This is a genomic window from Streptomyces sp. NPDC047841 (genome assembly GCF_040704085.1).
Lineage (GTDB): Bacteria > Actinomycetota > Actinomycetes > Streptomycetales > Streptomycetaceae > Streptomyces > Streptomyces argyrophylli.
Genome location: NZ_JBEYRP010000061.1, coordinates 1 through 18,726, shown reverse-complemented (window position 1 = coordinate 18,726; position 18,726 = coordinate 1). Strand labels below are relative to the sequence as shown.

General features: G+C 67.5%; 14 protein-coding genes and 3 pseudogenes. 5 read left to right on the top strand and 12 right to left on the bottom strand.

Features of this window, described 5'->3' with window-relative positions:
- Positions 1–143 precede the first annotated feature (143 nt).
- The 3 genes from AB0947_RS41765 to AB0947_RS41755 form a co-directional block, all read right to left on the bottom strand.
- Positions 144–1,079, bottom strand: coding sequence for a VOC family protein (locus tag AB0947_RS41765; RefSeq protein WP_366755601.1), 936 nt, complete (start codon positions 1,077–1,079; stop codon positions 144–146).
- A 60-nt stretch (positions 1,080–1,139) separates the two neighbouring features.
- Positions 1,140–2,270 (bottom strand): FAD-dependent monooxygenase, encoded by a 1,131-nt coding sequence (locus AB0947_RS41760; protein WP_366755600.1) that lies wholly within the window; start codon positions 2,268–2,270, stop codon positions 1,140–1,142.
- An 87-nt stretch (positions 2,271–2,357) separates the two neighbouring features.
- On the bottom strand, positions 2,358–3,353 hold the full coding sequence (locus AB0947_RS41755) for a cyclase family protein (protein ID WP_366755599.1): 996 nt from the start codon (positions 3,351–3,353) through the stop codon (positions 2,358–2,360).
- A gap of 110 nt (positions 3,354–3,463) precedes the next feature.
- Here AB0947_RS41755 and AB0947_RS41750 point away from each other — a divergent pair, with 110 nt between their 5' ends.
- The 3 genes from AB0947_RS41750 to AB0947_RS41740 all read left to right on the top strand — a co-directional run bounded on the left by AB0947_RS41750 (position 3,464) and on the right by AB0947_RS41740 (position 6,042).
- On the top strand, positions 3,464–4,378 hold the full coding sequence (locus AB0947_RS41750) for a LysR family transcriptional regulator (protein ID WP_366755598.1): 915 nt from the start codon (positions 3,464–3,466) through the stop codon (positions 4,376–4,378).
- 258 nt (positions 4,379–4,636) lie between these two features.
- The gene (locus tag AB0947_RS41745; RefSeq protein ID WP_366755597.1) at positions 4,637–5,410 is read left to right on the top strand and encodes a CoA transferase subunit A; all 774 of its coding nucleotides are present in this window, start codon (positions 4,637–4,639) and stop codon (positions 5,408–5,410) included.
- Positions 5,407–6,042 carry a CoA transferase subunit B gene (locus AB0947_RS41740; protein WP_366755596.1) on the top strand — a complete coding sequence of 212 codons (636 nt, stop codon included), beginning with the start codon at positions 5,407–5,409 and terminating at the stop codon, positions 6,040–6,042. The genes AB0947_RS41745 and AB0947_RS41740 overlap by 4 nt, the downstream gene beginning before the upstream one ends.
- 139 nt (positions 6,043–6,181) lie before the next feature.
- Here AB0947_RS41740 and AB0947_RS41735 read toward each other — a convergent pair.
- The 3 genes and pseudogenes from AB0947_RS41735 to AB0947_RS41725 form a co-directional block, all read right to left on the bottom strand.
- Positions 6,182–6,700: pseudogene (locus tag AB0947_RS41735) on the bottom strand (alpha-L-rhamnosidase C-terminal domain-containing protein).
- Positions 6,628–7,230, bottom strand: a complete 603-nt coding sequence (locus AB0947_RS41730; RefSeq protein ID WP_366755595.1) for a TetR/AcrR family transcriptional regulator — start codon at positions 7,228–7,230, stop codon at positions 6,628–6,630. The pseudogene AB0947_RS41735 and the gene AB0947_RS41730 overlap by 73 nt, the downstream one beginning before the upstream one ends.
- A gap of 30 nt (positions 7,231–7,260) precedes the next feature.
- On the bottom strand, positions 7,261–8,208 hold the full coding sequence (locus AB0947_RS41725; RefSeq protein WP_366755594.1) for an MFS transporter: 948 nt from the start codon (positions 8,206–8,208) through the stop codon (positions 7,261–7,263).
- Between the two features lie 315 nt (positions 8,209–8,523).
- Between AB0947_RS41725 and AB0947_RS41720 the strand changes: the two genes are divergently transcribed.
- Positions 8,524–10,161, top strand: coding sequence for a DUF5597 domain-containing protein (locus AB0947_RS41720; RefSeq protein WP_366755593.1), 1,638 nt, complete (start codon positions 8,524–8,526; stop codon positions 10,159–10,161).
- Positions 10,162–10,657: 496 nt separating this feature from the next.
- Here AB0947_RS41720 and AB0947_RS41715 read toward each other — a convergent pair whose 3' ends face one another.
- From AB0947_RS41715 to AB0947_RS41700, 4 genes and pseudogenes are all read right to left on the bottom strand, one after another.
- A complete protein-coding gene (locus tag AB0947_RS41715) occupies positions 10,658–11,803 on the bottom strand; it encodes an IS701 family transposase (RefSeq protein WP_366755592.1) in 1,146 nt (381 codons plus the stop codon).
- Positions 11,804–12,397: 594 nt separating this feature from the next.
- Positions 12,398–14,212 (bottom strand): glycoside hydrolase family 3 N-terminal domain-containing protein, encoded by a 1,815-nt coding sequence (locus AB0947_RS41710; protein WP_366755591.1) that lies wholly within the window; start codon positions 14,210–14,212, stop codon positions 12,398–12,400.
- Between the two features lie 111 nt (positions 14,213–14,323).
- Positions 14,324–15,826, bottom strand: a complete 1,503-nt coding sequence (locus tag AB0947_RS41705; RefSeq protein WP_366755590.1) for an MFS transporter — start codon at positions 15,824–15,826, stop codon at positions 14,324–14,326.
- A 278-nt stretch (positions 15,827–16,104) separates the two neighbouring features.
- Positions 16,105–16,840: pseudogene (locus AB0947_RS41700) on the bottom strand (IS5 family transposase).
- A gap of 201 nt (positions 16,841–17,041) precedes the next feature.
- Here AB0947_RS41700 and AB0947_RS41695 point away from each other — a divergent pair.
- On the top strand, positions 17,042–17,734 hold the full coding sequence (locus AB0947_RS41695; protein ID WP_366755589.1) for a TetR/AcrR family transcriptional regulator: 693 nt from the start codon (positions 17,042–17,044) through the stop codon (positions 17,732–17,734).
- A 97-nt stretch (positions 17,735–17,831) separates the two neighbouring features.
- On the opposite strand, the gene AB0947_RS41690 is transcribed toward AB0947_RS41695, so the two are convergent.
- Positions 17,832–18,122 carry a substrate-binding domain-containing protein gene (locus tag AB0947_RS41690; RefSeq protein ID WP_366755602.1) on the bottom strand — a complete coding sequence of 97 codons (291 nt, stop codon included), beginning with the start codon at positions 18,120–18,122 and terminating at the stop codon, positions 17,832–17,834.
- 370 nt (positions 18,123–18,492) lie between these two features.
- Positions 18,493–18,621: pseudogene (locus AB0947_RS41685) on the bottom strand (IS110 family transposase); the annotation flags it as partial.
- Between the last annotated feature and the right edge of the window lie 105 nt (positions 18,622–18,726).

Genomic DNA, 18,726 nt, shown 5'->3' with positions numbered 1-18,726 from the left:
GACGGGCGAGTGGTTGTCCATGGTGGTGATCGCGTCGTCGATCGGCGGGACAGGCGAGTGGTTGTCCATGGTGGTGATCGCGTCGTCGATCGCCGCTCCGGCCTCCACCCGGCCTTCGGGCAGTTCCCAGGTGGCGAACCGCATCAGACCGGCGGGGCCTGGAAGAGTGGGTCGGGCGTGTTGAAGAGCTTCTTGGCGATCAGCTCGTCCATGGGGTCCGCCAGCCCCCACTGGTCCTGGTTCTCCGGCTGGCCGAGGTCGTAGACGTGCGGGTGCCAGGTGTCCTCGTCCAGCGTCTCGATACCGTAGGTGAACTCGTGGCCGTTGCCGTGCGGGTCGAGGAAGTACAGGAACACGTTGTCGCCGGCCATGTGGCGGCCCGGCCCCCAGACCTTCTCGGTCCCGGCCCGGCGGGCGCGGCCGCCGGCGCGCAGCCACTCCTCCAGGCCGCGCATCTCGAAGGAGACGTGGTGGACCGAGGAGTGCGGCGCGCGGGCGATGGCGAGGTTGTGGTGGTACGGGTTGCACCGCATGAAGTGCATCATCTCGCCCATGGCGGGATGCTTCAGGGTGTCTGAGAGATCGAAGTCCAGGTAGGTCTCGTAGAACGCCTTGGTGCGTTCGATGTCGGGCGAGTTGATCACCGCGTGGGCCAGACGCACCGGGATCGCTTCGCGCTCGTCGATCTTGCGGTGCTTGCGAGCCGCGACGTCGCAGGAGACCTCGACGACGTGACCGTCCACGTCGAAGAAGCGGAAGCCGTAGCCGCCTCCGGGGGTCTGCAGCCGGCCGGGCTCACTGATGAGCTTCTGGTCACCGGCGATCAGCCGCTCGGCCAGCGCGTCGACGTCCTGCTGGCTCGCGGCGCCGAACGCGAGCAGGTCCAGGCGCTTCTCCTTGGAGCGGCGCAACCGGATCACGTACTGCTCGGGGGAGCCCTCGGCGGCGAAGAACGACAGGCCGCTGTCGGTGTCGGTGGGGGTCAGACCCCAGGTGTTTTTGTAGAACTCCACCTGGGTGTCGTAGTCGGGCACGGCGAAGTCGACGTGCCGGAGGTGCGTGATGAGTCGGCGTGGCATGGCCCTCTCCTCGGGGTTTGTTGGGATGGGGGTTGTGGAGTGAGCAGGGAAAGGGGCGGGTCAGGCCGGTTCGGAGACCAACTCGGCGAGCTGGTGCATCAGAGCGGGGACATCCCCCTGCACGCCGTCCAGGAGCCACTGACCGAGCTGGTTGGAGGCGTCCACGACCCATTTGGCACGCGCGTAGCGGCGTTCCGTGAAGGTCTGCCACAGTCCCTCATCCAGAAGCTGACTGCTCGTCAGCAGTTCCGCGAGGACGGCTGCGTCCTCCAGCGCCATCGCGGCACCCTGGGCGAGGGTGGGCGGGCAGGCGTGGGCTGCGTCACCGATGAGGACGACACGGCCGCGGTGCCAGGGAGCGTCCAGGACGTGGGTCTCGAACCAGGTGTAGTTCACCTTGGACGCGTCGTTGAGAGAAACCCGGATCTCGTCCCAGGGACCGTGGTAGTGCGAGGCCAGTTCGCGGATCACCTCGAGCTGCTGCTCGGGCGCCAGCCCGGAGCGGTCGGTGGCGGGCTCCACGAGGTAGGCGTACATGCTGTTCTCACCGGTCGGGCAGTAGCCGGCGATGTACGCGGGGCCGCCGTAGAAGAGGTCGGTGCGCGTGATGCTCTCGGGCCGGGGACCGTAGACGCGCCAGATGCCCATTCCGGTATCGCGGGTCTCCAGTTCGATACCGAGCGTGCGACGGGTCCAGGAACGGATGCCGTCGGCGCCGACGACCAGGTCGTAACGGCCGGTCGACCCGTCGCTGAAGCTGACGTCCACGCCGTGCTCGTCCTGGGTGAATGTGGCGCAGGTGGTCCCGTACCGGACAGTGGCACCGACACTCTCCGCCCGCTCGATCAGGATGCGTGCCATGTCAGGGCGGAGCATGCCGACGACCGCGGGCAGGTCGGGTCCGCCAGTCTTGGCGTCGGGAATCTCGGCGAGGAGCGTCCCGTCCGCGTCCGGGGCGCGCAGGCCCAGCCCGTCATAGGGGTAGCCGGCCTCGATCACCTGGTCCAGCACACCGAGCTGCTGGAACACCCGCAGCGCGTTGCCCTGCAGGGTGATGCCGGAGCCTAGGGCGGTGGCCTCGGTCTTGACGTCGATGACGTCGACGTGGACCCCGTTCTGGGCCAGGAAGACGGCGGTGGCCGCACCGGCGGCGCCAGCGCCGACGACGAGCACGCGGCTGACTGCGGGCACGGGGATCTCCTCAAATGCTGAGCGGGGGCTCTGGGCCCCAGGGGTGGGTACGGACACGAGGGCTCGCATGGAAGGCGGGAATCGCCGCTACTTGATCGCAAGCGGATTGACCGGCGCCCCGACCGCGCCCGTGACGGGCAGCGGCGCGGCGGCCAGCAGGAAGTCGTAGACGCCGTCGGCCGCGCAGTCCTCGGCCAGCTCCTCCAGGTCCCACATCTCCCCGATGAAGAGGCCGATGTGCGGGATGGCGACCTGGTGCAACGGCTGGAAGGCGCCCGGGAACTCATTGGGCCGCACCTCGAACCCCCAGGTGTCGGTGGCCAGGCCGGCGATCTCGGTGCCGTGGAGCCAGTCCGCGGTGGTGAAGGACAGTCCCGGCGCTGCGCCGCCGGCGTAGTCGCCCCAGCCGTCTCGCCGGGCCCGGGCGAGCTGCCCGGTGCGGACCAGGACTAGATCGCCGCGTCCGACGGACGAGGCCACGCCCTGGGCTTCAACGGTGGCCCTCAGGTGGTCCGGGGTGATGGCGAAACCGTCGGGAAGTTCTCCGTTCTCGCCCACGGCGCGACCCACATCGAGGAGGACTCCGCGGCCGGCGATGTGGGCCGCGGCCGTCTCAATCCCGGTGACCTGGTCACCCTCGCTCGTGACGACCTCGGAGGCCCGCCGCCCGTTGTAGGCACGGCCGTGGTCGAAGATGTGGCCGAGGCCGTCCCACTGGGTGGACGCCTGGAGCGGCATGAAGACCACGTCGTCCGCGCCACCGAGACCATGGGGGAACTCCGCCGGACCGAACTCGGCGTCCAGACCGCTGGACAGCATGGTGTGCACCGGGTTGCAGCGGCGGCGCCAGCCCTTCTGCGGGCCGTCCTGATCAAACCTTTGAGCCAGAGAAAAGCTCCTGCCTCGCCGGACCAGCGCCGCCCCCTGGACACGCTTGGCGTCGTCCAGGAAGTTCAACGTGCCGAGCACGTCGTCGGCGCCCCATCGGCCCTCGTTCGAGCAGCGGACTGCGGCCTCGGCGATCGCCTTCTCGGCATCACCGTGATCAATGGAGCCGAAGCCCAAAGGCAATGATGTGTCCACGCCCGTTCTCCCTCGCAACGACGTTGCCCATTACAGTCGTGTAAGCGCGGGATTTCGGGAAGACGAACCTTTCGATACGGATCATCGACGGTGTCTATAAGCTCAGGTGCATGAGCCTACGGCGTCTCGATCTGAACCTGCTCCTTTCCCTCGAAGCGCTCCTGGAGGAGCGCAGTGTCACCCGGGCGGCCAGACGAATGGGGCTGGCCCAGCCGACTTTGTCCTCCTCCCTCGCGCGCCTCCGGCGGCACTTCGCGGACGCACTCCTCGTTCGCGCGGGCAATGAGTACCGCTTGACTCCGCTCGCCGCCCGGTTGCGGGACCGGGTCCGCGTCGCCGTGATAGAGGTGGACCGCGTCTTCCAGACCAACTCGTCCTACGATCCGGCCACCAGCACCCGCGAGTTCCGGCTCTTGGTCAGCGACTACGCGCTGGCTGTTCTCGGCCCGGCCATCACTGACATGCTGGCGCAGGAGGCACCGCGAAGCCGGCTGCGAATGAGTCCGATCTCCAGTACGACGGCGGACCTTCCCGAGCAAGCTGTCCTCGGTCACGACCTGTTGTTCATGCCGCACGGCTTCGTGGTGGACCTGCCGCACCAGGACCTTTTCGAGGACCGTTGGATGTGCCTCGTCGCCGAGGAGAATCCCTTGGTCGGCGAGGAGCTGACCGTCGAGCACCTGTGCGCGTTGCCCTGGGTGGCCTCCTACCTCGGCCCTACCGCTTCCACTCCGGCGGTCCGGCAAATGCGCATGCTCGGGATCGAGCCCCGCATCCAGTTCGTCACCGACAGCTTCCTCGCGGTGCCGGGACTGATCGCGGGATCCCAGCGTGTCGCACTGATCCAGGAGCGGCTGCTCCACGGCACCATCCCCCTGGCCGGCCTGCGCGTTCTGCCCTGCCCTTTTCCCGCCGGCCCATTGGTGGAGGCGATGTGGTGGCACCCGGTGAGCGATGACGATCCTGAACACGTCTACCTCCGGAGCGTGGTCGAACGTGCCTGCTCGGCGCTTCCGGGGTGCTGACGAGAAAAATCTCCCAAGACCCGCCCCGCGTGTCCACACGTCGATGCGGTACCGCTCGGACCCTGGATCATCGACGCCGTCAATGATCCCTATTGGAAGGTTCGTCTTCCGGGAAGCCCGCAGTTGTCCGAAGGTGTGAGCATTGCCGTCACGAGGGAGTACGAGCTTGATTCCCCCATCCTCCACACCTCCGGTTCCGGCCGCTCGCCTCGGAGCCGGTGCCATGCACGGGTCCGAGGCCTTCCGGGAGGCGCGGTCATGACCCTCGACAAGGTGTTCGTGAGCGCGGCGGAGGCCGTCACCGACATTCCCGACGGTGCGTCGTTGGCCGTCGGCGGGTTCGGCCTCTGCGGCATCCCTGCCACGCTGATCGACTCCCTGCTGAAAGCGGGGACCTCCGGGCTGCACGTGGTCTCCAACAACTGCGGCGTTGACGACTTCGGGCTCGGCGTGCTGCTCGCGCAGCACCGCATCGCCCGGATGACCTCCTCGTATGTGGGTGAGAACAAGGAGTTCGAGCGCCAGTACCTCAAGGGCGAGCTCGAGGTGGAGCTCGTTCCCCAGGGGTCACTGGCCGAGCGCCTGCGCGCCGGAGGCGCCGGTATACCGGGCTTCTACACCCCGGCCGGGGTCGGCACGGCGGTCGCTGAGGGCGGCATGGCATGGCGCTTCGCCGCCGACGGTTCGGTGAGCGTCAGCTCTCCCGCGAAAGAGACCCGGAGCTTCAACGGGCGCGACTACGTCCTCGAAACCGGCATCACGACCGACTTCGCCCTGGTCCGCGCGGCGGTCGGTGATCGGCACGGAAACCTTGTCTTCGACGCCGCCGCACGCAACTTCAACCCCCTCGCGGCAGCTGCTGGCAGGATCACCATCGCCGAGGTTGAACGCCTGGTGGAGCCCGGCGAGATCGATCCCGCAGTGGTGCACACTCCAGGATTGTACGTCCAGCGCGTCGTGCCGCTCACCCCCGAACAGGCCGCCGACAAGCGCGTGGAGCGTCGTACCGTCACGGAAGGAGCGGGTCGGTGAGCCGCACGCGTGAGCAACTGGCCGCACGAGTGGCCGAGGAACTGAGCAACGGGGAATACGTCAACCTGGGCATAGGCCTGCCCACTCTCGTGCCCAACCACCTACCCCCGGGTGTCTCGGTGGTCCTGCACAGCGAGAACGGCATTCTGGGCACTGGCCCCTATCCCACGCCGGACACCGTGGACCCCGACCTGATCAACGCGGGCAAGGAGACGGTGACCGTTCTTCCAGGGGCGTCGTTCTTCGACTCCGCCGACAGTTTCGCCATGATCCGCGGTGGCCACCTCGATACCGCCGTCCTGGGGGCCATGCAGGTCTCCGAAACGGGGGACCTGGCCAACTGGATGATCCCCGGGAAGATGGTCAAGGGCATGGGCGGAGCCATGGACCTCGTCCACGGAGCCCGCCGGGTCATCGTGATGATGGAGCACGTTGCGAAAGACGGCTCGCACAAGATCGTGCCTGCTTGCACCCTCCCGCTGACCGGAAAGGCCGTCGTCGACCGGATCGTCACCGATCTCGCGGTCATCGATGTAACCCCCGAGGGACTGGTGCTTCGCGAGACGGCGCCGGGCGTGACGGTCGAGGGCGTACGCGCCGCCACCGGCCCCGACCTCATCATCCGTCCCTGACGGACCGCACCCCGGACCGTGCCACCCGGCCGGTCCGGCGGAGTCGTGCCGCAGGATTCCTTCCCTTGTCCCGGCTCCCACGAGGCCCGCGTCACCTTGGATTCGGGGTGACGCAGGCCTCCTCATCCGAGGGTCCTTCTCACAAAAGTGATCCTGTGAGCATGTGCGTTCCCGCTGCGACGGTTCGTGGTTCGACGCCCGGCAGGTCGATCACAGCTTCGGTACCCGGCGGGACGGTCGCTTCGACAATGAGCCGGTCGTCTTCGATGCGCCAGAAGACCTACGCGGCTCCGCACGGGGTCCGGTGTTCCGTGCGTGCCCAGGTGAGGCCGCCGCCGGGGCGTGGCTTGATGAGGATGCGGCGGTAACCGGGGGCTGCTGGAGCGAGGCCGCCGACGGCCCGGTGGAACCACAGGCGGCCGCGGGAAACACCCACACTGGGGCTACCTGACACCGCTGGAGACCAGGCAGCAACACGAGTAAGGACACGCCCTCGCGGCGTAAGTATGGAGTGCCCAGCATCACGGGGAAAGTCCAGTGAGGATGCTCCCCGAGCCTCTTGTACGCGGCACCGCCGACACCCGGCTAGGCGTCGAGCAGTCCACGCGCCGCCGTTCGGAGCAGGTCGATCATGTTTGTCTGGGGCCGGATGAGCCATTGCAACTGCAGCCCGTCCCAGAGAGCGATGAGTTGCGCGGCGAGCTGCGCCGGCTCGGCGGTCGACATCGCGCGCTGCTGCCGTTGGTCCTCACGGATCGCTTCGGTGAGCAGTTCCCGCAAGCGTACGTAGCGCTCGTCGAACCACTGGTGCGCGGGGTGGCCCGGGGACGATGCCTCAGCGGCGAGAACGGCAACGAGTCGAAGCATCTCGGGCTTCCGCAGATTCCTGGAAGCGAGGTTGACCATTGCCTCGACGACGCCCCGTTCCCGCAGGTCCGTCTCAACGGCGTCACGCTCGGCAGAATCAGCGTCCTCGAGCACCGCGACGAGGAGTTCGTCCTTGGAAGGAAAATGATGCAGCAAGCTGGTGAAGCTGAGGTCGAGATCTCGTGAGATCTGGCGGAGCGACCCGCCATGGTATCCACTGACTGCGAAGACTCTCGATGCTGCGGCGATGATTTCGGCGCGGCGTTGCGCAGTTTTGGCGTACGGCCCACGGCTCCTGCCAGGGGCCGTCGCGGAACTCATGCCTGCAAGTATAGTCACGCTGCCTTCCAGCTACGCGACCCTCCGAAGCGGGAGCAGGGCCAGTGCGGAGATGACGGCGAGCACGATCGCGACGACAAACACGGCTTGGCAGCCGACGGCGGTCACGATGAGCCCCGAGATGATGGGTGCCAGCTCCTGCAGGTCCGTGTTCGCCACGGCCAGCATCCCCATGCCCTTCGCGCGGTCTGTCGTTGACGGGAGCACCTCCGCGAGCAGCGCCTGATCGACGGCAACGTACATCCCGCATGCGAAGCCGCCGACGAGGATGAACACGTAGAACGCCGCCAGCGAGCTCGTCATCGCCAGCGGGGTCTCCGCCATGACGGACACGAAGGAGGCGCCGATGACGATGGCCTTCCGCTTACCGAACTCGTCGGAGATAGGGGTGGCGAGCAACGTGCCGGCACCGGAACTCACCCCCAGCAGGATCCCGCCAGTTGCCACCACAGCGCCCACAGCGGGCAGGCTCAGCTTCACGTAGTCGGTCAGCACGTACAGCTGGTACAGCAGCACGCTCATTAAGGACAGGAGCGGGAACCGGCCGACGAGCGCGAGGATGAAGTCCCGGTCCTTCGGGGAGAACGAAGCTGCGTAGCAACGCGCCAGCGGAGAACGGCTCCCGGGCCTCGCCGCGTTGTCGGAGATGAGCGCACCGGCCGCGACCGAGCCGAGGCTCTGTGCAACCAGCTGACCAAGACTGATCAGCGTCGACGTCTTTCCGAGGTTCTTCGGCGCGAACCGATCTGGAAGCACAGCGAACAGCGGCGCGAGGACCACGGCGAGACCGACCCGGAAGACGATCCACAGCGACACGAGCAGCGCGAAGTTACTCGTGAACGACATCGCGGTCGCGGCCAGGGCGAGCGGGAAACCGCCGGAGAAGATCCACGGATTGCGCTTGCCGAATCGAGAGCGCGTGCGGTCCGACAGACAGCCGATGACGATCGTCGCGACCATGCTGGCAAGCGAACCTGCGGGTAGCGAGCGTGGCGTACAGCGCCATCTTCTGCGCCGGGTCGATCTCGGTCGTGATCGCCGGGATCAGCGTTCCGGCTGCGGCCAACGGGAACGTCTAACCCGCAGGCGCGATGAACAGCAGGGGGCCGAGGCGAGGCGCGGCGGCTTTTGCTCCGCGCCAGATCCAACTGCGAGGCCTTCGACATCTTGACGTGGGACGGCCATGAGGATGCTCCTTTGCGGGGTTCGGCGACAGGACGCTACTCTGAAAACCGAGCAACTGCTACAAGTTCGGTTGCGGTGAAGAGGAGAACCATGACGATCACGGTGGAGCACGCCGCACGCGATGAAAGCCCCGAGCCCAAGGCGCCGCGAGCGTGGCTGAACCGCTCAGAGGCCGCGGCTCGGATGTTCGTGGGATCCGAGCCGTTCCTGATCCGCGGCGTCGAGCTGCACAACTCATCGTCCTCGTCGCCTAGGGCGCTCGAGCACGCACTTGCGACGGCGGAGTGGGTGCACGCGAACACCGTGTTCGCCAGCGTCGACTGGGAGTCGATCGAAGCAGCGCCGGGCCGGTTCGACATGACGTCCATCGACCGGATCCTGGCCGCCGCACGCCGACGGAATCTCCGCGTGGTGCTGCTGTGGTTCGGCGTGTGGAAGAACGCATCATCCTCGTACGCACCCGGCTGGGCCAAGCGCGATGCCGAGACGTTCGAGCGGTGCGTGTTGGACGACGGCCGCGTCATCGAGACGTTCACGCCGTTCGGATCGTCGGCTCTGGACCAGGACGCCTTCGTGGCGCTCGTACGACACGTTGAGCGGGTGGACCAGGGCCACGGCACGGTCCTCGCAATCCAGATCGAGAACGAGGCCGGACTGCTCGGTGCATCCCGCGACCGGTCCCGCAGCGGCCTCGAGGCATGGCATGCGCCGGTGCCAGAGCGCGTCATCGAGGCGCTGGCGCTCGACGAGGCCACTGCCCAGCGGTGCCGGTCGGACGGGTGGGGCGCGCTTCCGGGCAGTGACGACGACCGAGACGAGCTGTTCATGGCCGCAGGCTTCGCGGCACACATCGAGCGGCTCGCTGCAGCAGCCCGGGCATACAGCGACATCCCGTTCTACGTGAACGCCTGGCTCGACGACATCGACAGCGATATCGACATTCCGGGGTTCGCCGTCGCAGGCGGAATGCGGCCGGGCATCTACCCCAGCGGCGGCCCACTGCCTCGAGTCGCGCCGGTCTGGCGTGCGCTCGCTCCGTCCCTCGACCTGTTCGCCCCCGACTACTACTTTGGGGATCTCGCGAAGACCATGAGCAGCTTCCAGGAGTTCAGCGGCGGAGTGCTCGTGCCCGAGATGCGCCGCGACGAGCTCGCCGCCGGCCAGGTGTTCCAGATGATCGGCACGTGGCGTGCGCTGGGGGTGTCACCCTTCGGTATCGACTCCGGCGCCGACGTCGATGTCGAACGGCTCCGGGACGCGTACGCCCTCCTTGAGCAGGCCGCGCCGATGTTCGTCGACGAAGAGAATCGGTCCTACCCCCGGGCAGGGTTCGCGCTATCGGACACCGCGCCGACCGCCGTGCTCGAATTCGACCAGCTCCGCCTCCGCATCAGTCGCTTCCACAGCATCGGCACGCCCCCTGATGGACGGGTCGGGTACGGCCTGGTCGTTCAGGAAGGACCCGAGCAATTCGTTCTCGTCGGCAGAGGGTTCCGAGCAGATCTCGAGCATGTTGACCCCTCCAAGCAGGCCGGCATCGAACGAGTCATCGAGGTCAGCGGGGACGAGCGACGTCTCAACGGCGACGAAACAGCCGGCGGGACCGCAGTGCTGCATGCAGATCCGTTCGCATCCCGCGAGTCCCCGTTCCCCATCGCCATGCAGCACCGCCACAGCGGGCTGACACGGTTGACGGCGTACTCATGGCACCGCCAGCTCGATCGCTGATCATCAGAGAGGATCTGGAGCGGGCGCAGGCTCCCGCCAGCCGGGACGGGGGCGATGAAACTGGAACGGCCCAGCCCGCTAAGGTTCTTGTGTTCCAACGGCGGCAGCCGCGCCGTGTCCTCTCCCTGAACTCGTGGTCCTCGGCCCGCAACTCGGCAACAGCGGCGTCAATGTACTTCGCGGTCCGCAGCACCACGGCGTTGCTGAGTACATCAAGCGTTCAAGACGTCACAGCAGGGCAGACCACTGTGGCGCCGCCCCGGTGGACCTCGTCGCGCAGGGCGGCGTTCGCCGCTTCCAGTTCAGCGTTCCGCAGGCTTTATACTCCAGCAGCACTTTGACGTTTCCCCTGTTCAAGGGCGGTCTGGGTGAGTGTAGAGGGCTGATGACCGGCCCGTGATCTCTTTCCCGGACCGCCCCTCGATCGTGTGCAGCCGCCGCTGGTAGTGACAGCGGCGGGCGATGGCGTGGCGTCGTCTGCGCCAGTGTGACCATCTCAGTGCGCGTGCGCTGATGAGGGGCTGGTGAACGGCGCGGGTGACTGGCCGGTTGCCAGGAGCCGTCGAACTTCTGCCACGATGAGGGGCGCAAGGCAGGAACCGTTTCTGCTGCCCCTTTTGCCGCGGCGTCGGCGGCCATGACGGCCAGGAAGGCATGTACCGATATGGCCAGGGCTATGTGCCGCATCCAGCCGGTGTAGCGGCGGACTTCGTACTGGTCGAGGCCGCACTCGTTCTTCGCGGTCTGGAGGGCTTCCTTGATGGCCCAGCGCGTCCCGGCGACGCGGAACAGGTGCTCGACCGTGGTGCCGAGCGGGCGTAGGCAAGGTAGTAGGCGATCTCCTCGGGCTTGCTGATGCTGCGGCGTGCCAGTGCCCACCGCTGGTGGGTGGGCATCTCGCCGTCGAAGTCCTCGATGGAGGTGGTCTGCAGGGCGGTCCAGTGGTAGACGCGCGCTTGGCACCGTCACCGCGTGCGAAGTGGAGCACCTGCTGTGACTCGGGGACCGCGAGGACATGGGGCAGGCCGGTCTCCTCCAGCATGCGGCGCAGCCGCCACTCCTGGCCGTAGGCGGCGTCCGCGGTCACCCAGGCGATCGGCAGCGGCGAGGCGATCGCCCGCAGCACCATGGCCTTGGCCAGCTCGGGTTTGGTGGCGAAGGTCCGCTCGCCCGGGATGTGGGCGGCGCGGCAGCGGTCGCGGTCGTCGGTCCAGTGCTTAGGCAGGAACAACTCGCGCTCCACCAGGGCGCGTCCGCGTGTGGTGGCGTAGGCGGCGAACACGCCGATCTGGCAGTGCTCGCTGCGGCCGGCGGTGCCCTTCTTGAGGAAGCCGGTGTCGTCGAGGATGAGGATTCCGTCGGGCTCGTCGAGCCGTTCCGCTACGTGGTGCTGGAGGTCATCGCGGAGGTCGTCGGCGTCCCAGCGGGCGCCGTTGAGGAGCCGCTGGAGGCAGTCGGGTGTGCGGTGTCCGACGTATTCGGCCAGCTGCCAACCGTTTTTGCGGCCGACCGGGCCCAGTAGTCCACGGATGTAGTTACGCATCCTGCGACGTGGCTCGATGCGCCTGAAGCGGTGGCCGGTACGCAGGAACAGTTCCTCGAGCTCGTCGTTCCAGATTTCAACTGCACGCTCGTCGATCACGTCGGGAGGCTGCGCGGAGCGCTTCACTATCAGCGGCGGCTGCACACGATCGAGGGGCGGTCCGGGGAAGAGATCACAGGCCGGTCATCAGCCCATTACACTCACCCAGACCGCCCCTAAGCAGGTGAAACGTCAAAGTGCTGCTGGAGTACTAGCCGCTGTACCGCTCATGAGCGACCATGATTCGTCTTCGTAGCAGTGATCCAACTGGAGAGGTACCGATCCGTGACAGTCGCAAGGTCGCGAAGTATTACCACCGTGTTAGTGACAAGCTCCAGTGACGGGCCGACGAGCAGCACGTTTCCCTACTCGACCGTGACTGACGCAACCTCATGGTTATAAAGCAGACACGTCGCAGCGAGAAAGCGCAGCTTGTATTGCATTGGTGATATTTGCAAGGGAGAGCGCATGAATTCGCTGCTTGGGTTTCCGGGATTAGGCCGGCGGGGAACGGCGGATCTGGAGGGTCGGCAAACCCTTTTCCGGAAATTGCCTGCCAGTGCGTCTCTCTCAGCTGAGACGGTTTCATCGTCCGGGAACGGGAGTTGAGGTTCGTGTTTGCATGGAACGTCTTTCTGGCGAGGGAAGGGCGGGTCAGGAATCGGTCGCCCGCAGGGTCAGGCCGTGACCGAAGGCGTAAAGGGGGTCGGTGCTCTCCTGGGGGACGTCGGGGCGGCCGTGCCGCACGGCGTCCATCGAGCGGGGGAGCTGGAACGGCAGGCGTCCCTCGGGGGCGGAGGTGCCGAAGAGGGTGTCGAGGACTGCTTCGTCGCTGGCTCCGTAGGTGGCGAGGAGGGCGGCGCTGCGGTCGGCGATCTCCGGGATGACCGCGGGTCGTTCGAGGTGGATGACGACGATGGTGGGAACCGTGTCGAGCAGAGTGAGGATCTTCTTGAGGTCGTCCTCGGGGAAGTCGAGGCGGCCGGCGTGGAAGAAGGACTCGAAGACGCCGGGCCGGGGCTCGAAGGGGGTGTTCAGGCGCAGGATCGCGAAGTCGGCTTCCGCCGGGTCGTCCGTGACGTCGGTGTAGGAGGCTGCGGCTGCCGGGTCCATGTTCTCGACGTAGAGGCGGGGCCGGCCGGTGAGGGGCAGGACGGAGGCGCCGGGGGCGTGGTCGTTCTTGAGGACGGTCACGGAGCGGCGCTGAGCGGTGGCGCCGGCGGCGCGGAAGTCGGCGCGGCCGACGGTTTCCTCGGCCATGTCGGGGTCGACGAAGCGGCGGTCGTCGAAAAGGCCGAGGCGGAACTTCTCGGCGAGCAGCAGGGCGACGGAGGCGTCGAGCCGGGATTTCTGCAGGTGGCCGTCCTGGACGAGGTTGACGATGAGTTCGGGGCAGCGTTCGCCGCCGAACTGGTCGACTCCGGCGTGCAGGGCCTTGAGCAGTCGCTCGGGCGGGGACAGGTGCTCGACGCCCCAGGCGCGGGCGGGCTGCGGTTCGCCCAAGACGTTGCCGTCGGTGATCAGCCCCCAGTCGGCGACGACAAGACCTGTGAAGCCGAGCTGTTCGCGCAGCAGGCCGGTGATGATGCCCTTGCTGAACGCGAACCCGACCTCCTCGTGCTCCGTCCCGACGGGCATGCCGTAGTACGGCATGATCTGGGTGGCGCCGGCGGCGATGGCGGCCTTGAAGGGCTGCAGGTGGTAGTCGAATCGGCCGCCGGGGTAGACCTGCTCGCGGCCGTAGGCGAAGTGGGGGTCCTCGCCGTCCTTCTGCGGGCCGCCGCCGGGGAAGTGTTTGACCACGGCCGCCACGCTGTCGGGGCTCAGTTCGGAGACGGGGCCGTGCAGGCCGGCGATGTAGGCGCCGATCAGGCGCGAGGTCAGGTCGGCGTCCTCGCCGAAGGTGCCCTGGATGCGGGACCAGCGGGGTTCGGTGGCCAGGTCGATCTGGGGGTGCAGGGCGACGCGGAGGCCGACGGAGAGGTATTCGCGGCGCACGGTGTCGGCGTAGGAGCGGACCAGGTCCGGGTCGTTCACGGCGGCCAGGCCGAGGGTCTCGGGCCATTGGGAGAACGGGCCGGCCATCATCGCGGTGCCGGGGTTGTCGGTGAAGGAGTGCCGCGGGTCGGTTGACAGGGTGACCGGGATGCCCAGCCGGGTGTCGGCGGCCAGCTCCTGCAGGCGGTTGTGCCACTCGGCCATCTCCCGAGGGCTTCCCGCGCCGAGCACGTTGAAGTGCGTCATGGCCTGGTCGGTGACCATGGTGCGCGCGGTGGCGCCGCCAGGAGCCCGGGTGGGGTCGTCGGCGAGCGTGCCGCCTTCGCCCATCGTGACCATGGTGTGGAAGAGCTGGCCAGCCTTCTCCTCCACGGTCATGCGGGCCAGGAGGTCCGCGACGCGCTCCTCGACGCTGCGCTGGGGGTCCTGATAGGGCAGGGGGGAGGATGCGGAGGGGCGGAGGGTGGCCACGGGGTCTCCTTCTTGTGGTGGCATGGGCTGAACGGAGGTTCGGTCCCGCCGGTACGTGGTGAACGGAACGTGCCGGATGCGCAAGGAGTGGCCTTGCGTATCCGGCTGGTGTCAGCGGGTCGATACGAGCTGTTCAGTCGTGCCGGTCTCGATCTGGTTGGGCCTGAGCACCTTCGGGATGAAGAACGACATCAGGAGTGCGAGGCCCATACAGGCGGCCAGGGTGAAGTAGGCCTTGCTGAGCGCGTTGTCGGAGTAGAAGGCGGTGCCGTTCAGGATGTTCCGGTCGCTGTTGAGCGCGGTGAACATCAGCTGGGTGGTGAGGGCGTTCATGAGGTTGGTGAGCATGACGGCCATGCCGCTGGCCACGCCCTGCTCCCGGTGGGAGACCACGCCGAGCAGGAGGATGCCCGCGCAGGACAGGACCAGGCCGGCGCCGATGTTGGTCAGGCAGCCCGCGAGAATGATCTGCAGCTCATTGTGGTGGAAGAATCCCTGCGCGATCAGGCCGACGGTGGTGACGACGAGTCCTGCTCGCCAGGGCAGACGCGGGTCGATCTTGCGGGTCAGGACGCCGGCGGCGAGGCCGACGAGGATGACCAGGAGCCCGGCCGGAGTGCCGACGATCGCGTTGTGCGTGCCGGTCCAGCCCAGGCCCGCGGAGACGCCGGGGATAGAGGGGTAGAGCGCGACGAAGACGACCATGGTGCCGGCGCTGTAGAAGGTGCCCTGGGCGATCGCCGAGCCGGCCAGAACGGTGGAGACCCCGGGGCGGGCGAGCATGCGGACGTCGAGGAGGGGCTCGGTCACGCGCCGCTCGACGACGACGAAGAGCACGGCGAGGACGGTTGCGGCGGCCACCAGGCCGAGGAAGCGGGCGTCGGTCCAGCCCCAGGTACCGCCGCCCTGTGCTAGGGCGTAGACGAGGGCGGTGGCGCTGCCGCCGAGCAGGAGTCCCCCGGCCCAGTCGAAGTGGACGCGTTCCTCGGTGGGCGGGATGTCGGGCACAAAGAAGAGGACCAGGAGCAGGCCCAGGGCGATGCCTCCGCCGAGCGCCCACAGCACGCCGTGGAAGCCGGTGTGGTCGAGCAGCCAGCCGGCGGCAAGGGGGCAGAGGATCAGGATGATGCCGGCGGAGCTGCCGATCAGGCCGGTGGCCGGGCCGACGTACTTGGGCGGGAAGACGTCGCGCGCCGAGGCGTACACGAGGGCGGCCATCGGCCCGTAGAGGCCGGCGATGGCGCGGCCGACGAGCATGAGCTCGAAGTTGGGCGCGAGGACGCTGATGAGGTCACCGATCAGGCCGGCGGCCAGAATCGCGATCATGACGCGCTTGCGGCCGAAGAGGTCTCCCGCCTTCGCCACGAAGGGCGTCGCCAGCGCGACCACCAGCGCGTAGATCGTGGCGGACCAGGCGATCTGCGTCGTCTGGAAGTGCTGAGCGATGGCCCCTTGTGAGGTGGAGGTGAACACCCCGGCCACGGTGAGCATTTGGGCGGGCCAGAGCATGGCGAGAAGAACCACGGTCAGCCGGGGGCCCAGACGAGTGCCGTGCTCGGAGGGAAGGTCCGCAGTCGGTGCGGGAGGCGGGGAAGCCGCAGGAGTACGCGTCATCGCGTGTCCTTCCGAATGGGGGCGGCTCCGTAGGGACCGGTTCCGCCCGAGCCACCGAAGTGGCTGGAAGTGTTCAGATGCCGTGCACCGTAACTTAAAAGCAGACTAGGTTACAGGTTTTTAACAGAGTGACTTGGATCACATTTCAATGGTGTGGGAGCCCATTCCTGGCGGCTGGATTTCCACTCCCGCCCGGCCGAAGAGATCGGTCCGGCGCAGCCGCCCCTTGAGACTTAGTCGAGCTGAAGCGTGCGGCATCGTTCCCCCTTGGACCGTGTCTACGTGGTGAGGCGGATGAGTCGCTTGTAGCAGCACAGGGCGGCGGCGAGGCCGAGAAAGGCCAGGTAGTTGCGGGGATCGCGTTCGTAGCGGGGGCTGAGCCGGCGGTATCCGGACAGCCAGGACATCGTCCGCTCGATGACCCAGCGGCGTCGCCCTAATCGCTTGCTGGACTCGATGCCCTGGCGGGCGATGCGCACGCCGGTCCGCTTACCCCGCAGCCATCTGCGCAGACCCGATGGGGTCGTGTCTCGTTTGGTGACCCTCTACCATCGGCTTCAGCCCTTCGCTGTCATGGGTGTTACCCGCGGAGACGCCAGCGAGGAGGGGCCAGTCCGTTCGCGTCCGACAGGACGTGCATCTCGGAACCCGGCTTGCCCCGGTCCACGGGACTCCGGCCTGTGTATTCGCCCCTTGTTAGCCCGGACATGGACGGTGTCAGCACGACGCGGGTGACGTCGATGAGGCCGGCGTCGTCAAGCCGGTGCAGCACGGCCTCGTGCAGCCGGCCCCAGACACCGGCTCTGGACCAGATCAGGAACCGCCGGTGGGCGGTCGACTTCGAGACGCCGAAGCACGGCGGCAACGCACGCCAGGCGCAGCCGGATACCAGCACGTAGATGATCGCGGCGAACAGCGTCTCATCAGGGATGTCCTGTGTTCCACCGTCCTGCGGCCGCATCTTCGACGGCGGGATCAGCGGCTTCGCGATCTCCCACAGCTGTCCGGAACAATCCAACTCCACTAGTGGATCTTTGGGGCCCGAGTTGTGCATGGATACTGCGGTGGTGCTAGCGACTACACGCGTGACGTTCGACAGAGTGGGCATGGCCGAAAATGGCCTGCCCTGCTGCGGAAGCGCGACTGGTGCAGACCCAGACCTTCCCTGCTGCAGCACCTGTAGTACCCCCCGCGGGGCAGCGTATCCTCGTCAGCATGTCCAGCGCCGCCGAGACCTCCGCCTCCGCCCTACCCCGCGCTGCGAAGCAGCCGCGCACCCGGCGCAAGACAGGAACGTACGCGGCCGCGGACGAGCGTCGGCGCCGGATTCTGGAGACAGCCATCGCGCATTTCGCGCGGAAGGGCTACCACAACGCCTCGATGCAGAAGATCGCGACCGATGTGGGCATCTCTCATACCGGCCTCATGCATCACTTCGGCAGCAAAAGCGAGCTGCTGCGCGCCGTCCTGGAGGCGCGCGAGGCCCAGGCGTTCGAGCAGTTCTACTACCGGCTGGACCTGGATGCTCCTGACCCCGTCGAGCTGTTCCAGCTCATCGCCGAGCAGACCCGGTTCAACGTGACCCAGCCGGGCCTCATGCAGATGTTCGCACTGCTGGCCGCGGAGGCCGGCGTGGACGACCACCCTGCCCACGCCTACTTCCAGCAGCGCTACGAGCGCGTGACTGCCATCATCGCGAAGGCCATCGCCCGAGGTGCGGAGACCGGGGTACTGCACCCCAATGTTGACGGGCTCGCTGTCGCTCGCGAAATGCTCGCCGTGGCCGATGGCCTCCAGATCCAGTGGTCCCTGTCCGACGGCGCCTTCGACTTCCTCACCGCCCACCTCGGGTATTTGGACGCACTGTGCCGACGGCTGACGGTCGCCGGCACCGGGCTGCCAGCCTGAACATTCGAGGGTCCAAGGCCGCCGCGTAACAGTGCGGTCCCGCGTTCCGGGGCGCGCCGTACTCGCGCGGCGGCGGCAGCCAGGAAGCGCAGCCGCGTCACCTTGGCATGTTGGAACGGCGTACGACCAGCTCGGCCCGAGAACGATGCGGGTGTGCCGGTGCGCCCGGGCCGGGAGCAGGAGGCTCCACCTCCTGCAGCTTGAGCTCGGCCGCCAGGCTCCCGATCTCACGGACCGGGTGCCGAACGGACATCAGGCGGGATGAGGCAGGCCCCTGCGGGATCGATGTCGTTATAGCCCATAACAGCCAAGTCATGGGCACACGGACACCCGCGTCGAAAGCCGTCTGCAGTACGCCCAAGGCAAGAAGGTCGTTGGCGCAGAACACTGGTGCGCACACGCAGGTTTCCCCGGTGAGCGGTGGTCAGGCGAGGTGGACCGGGTCCACTCGTTGCGTTGCGTCCCGTCCCGGACGGAGCGTGCAGCTGGTATCCGGCAGAGGCGTCTCTCAGTCGCTGATGGGTCGGTCGGACCGCCCTAACCGCGCGCCGAGCTGGGCCAGCGCGGCGACGCTCGGACGTCCACTGGCGAGGCTGGGGCGAGTGCGCTGTTCCGCCCTCCGAGTGCACGTCGAAAACGGGGAGTCACCGCGCCCCAAGCGCCCGCCGACTTCGGCACTCGCCTCTCCCTTCGGCCAGCCCGGTTTCTCACAACCGCGGGGGAGGGTGGCTCTATGTCATTCGTCAAGCCCGGGCTGGTCAGGCGGCGACCGGTTCGGGGAAGCGGGGTTGGTAGAAGATTCCGTCGCGGAGCATGGCGAACAGGACGCTGATGCGTTGGCGGGCCAGGCGGAGGAGGGCTTGTGTGTGGGCCTTGCCGCGGGTCCGGCAAGCGGTCTTACTGAGCTTTTCGGGTTGTCGTCGGGGCGGTGACTGTTCATGATCCCTGCGGTATGCCGGTGGGATGCGGTATCCGGAGGGTGGGGGCCTGAC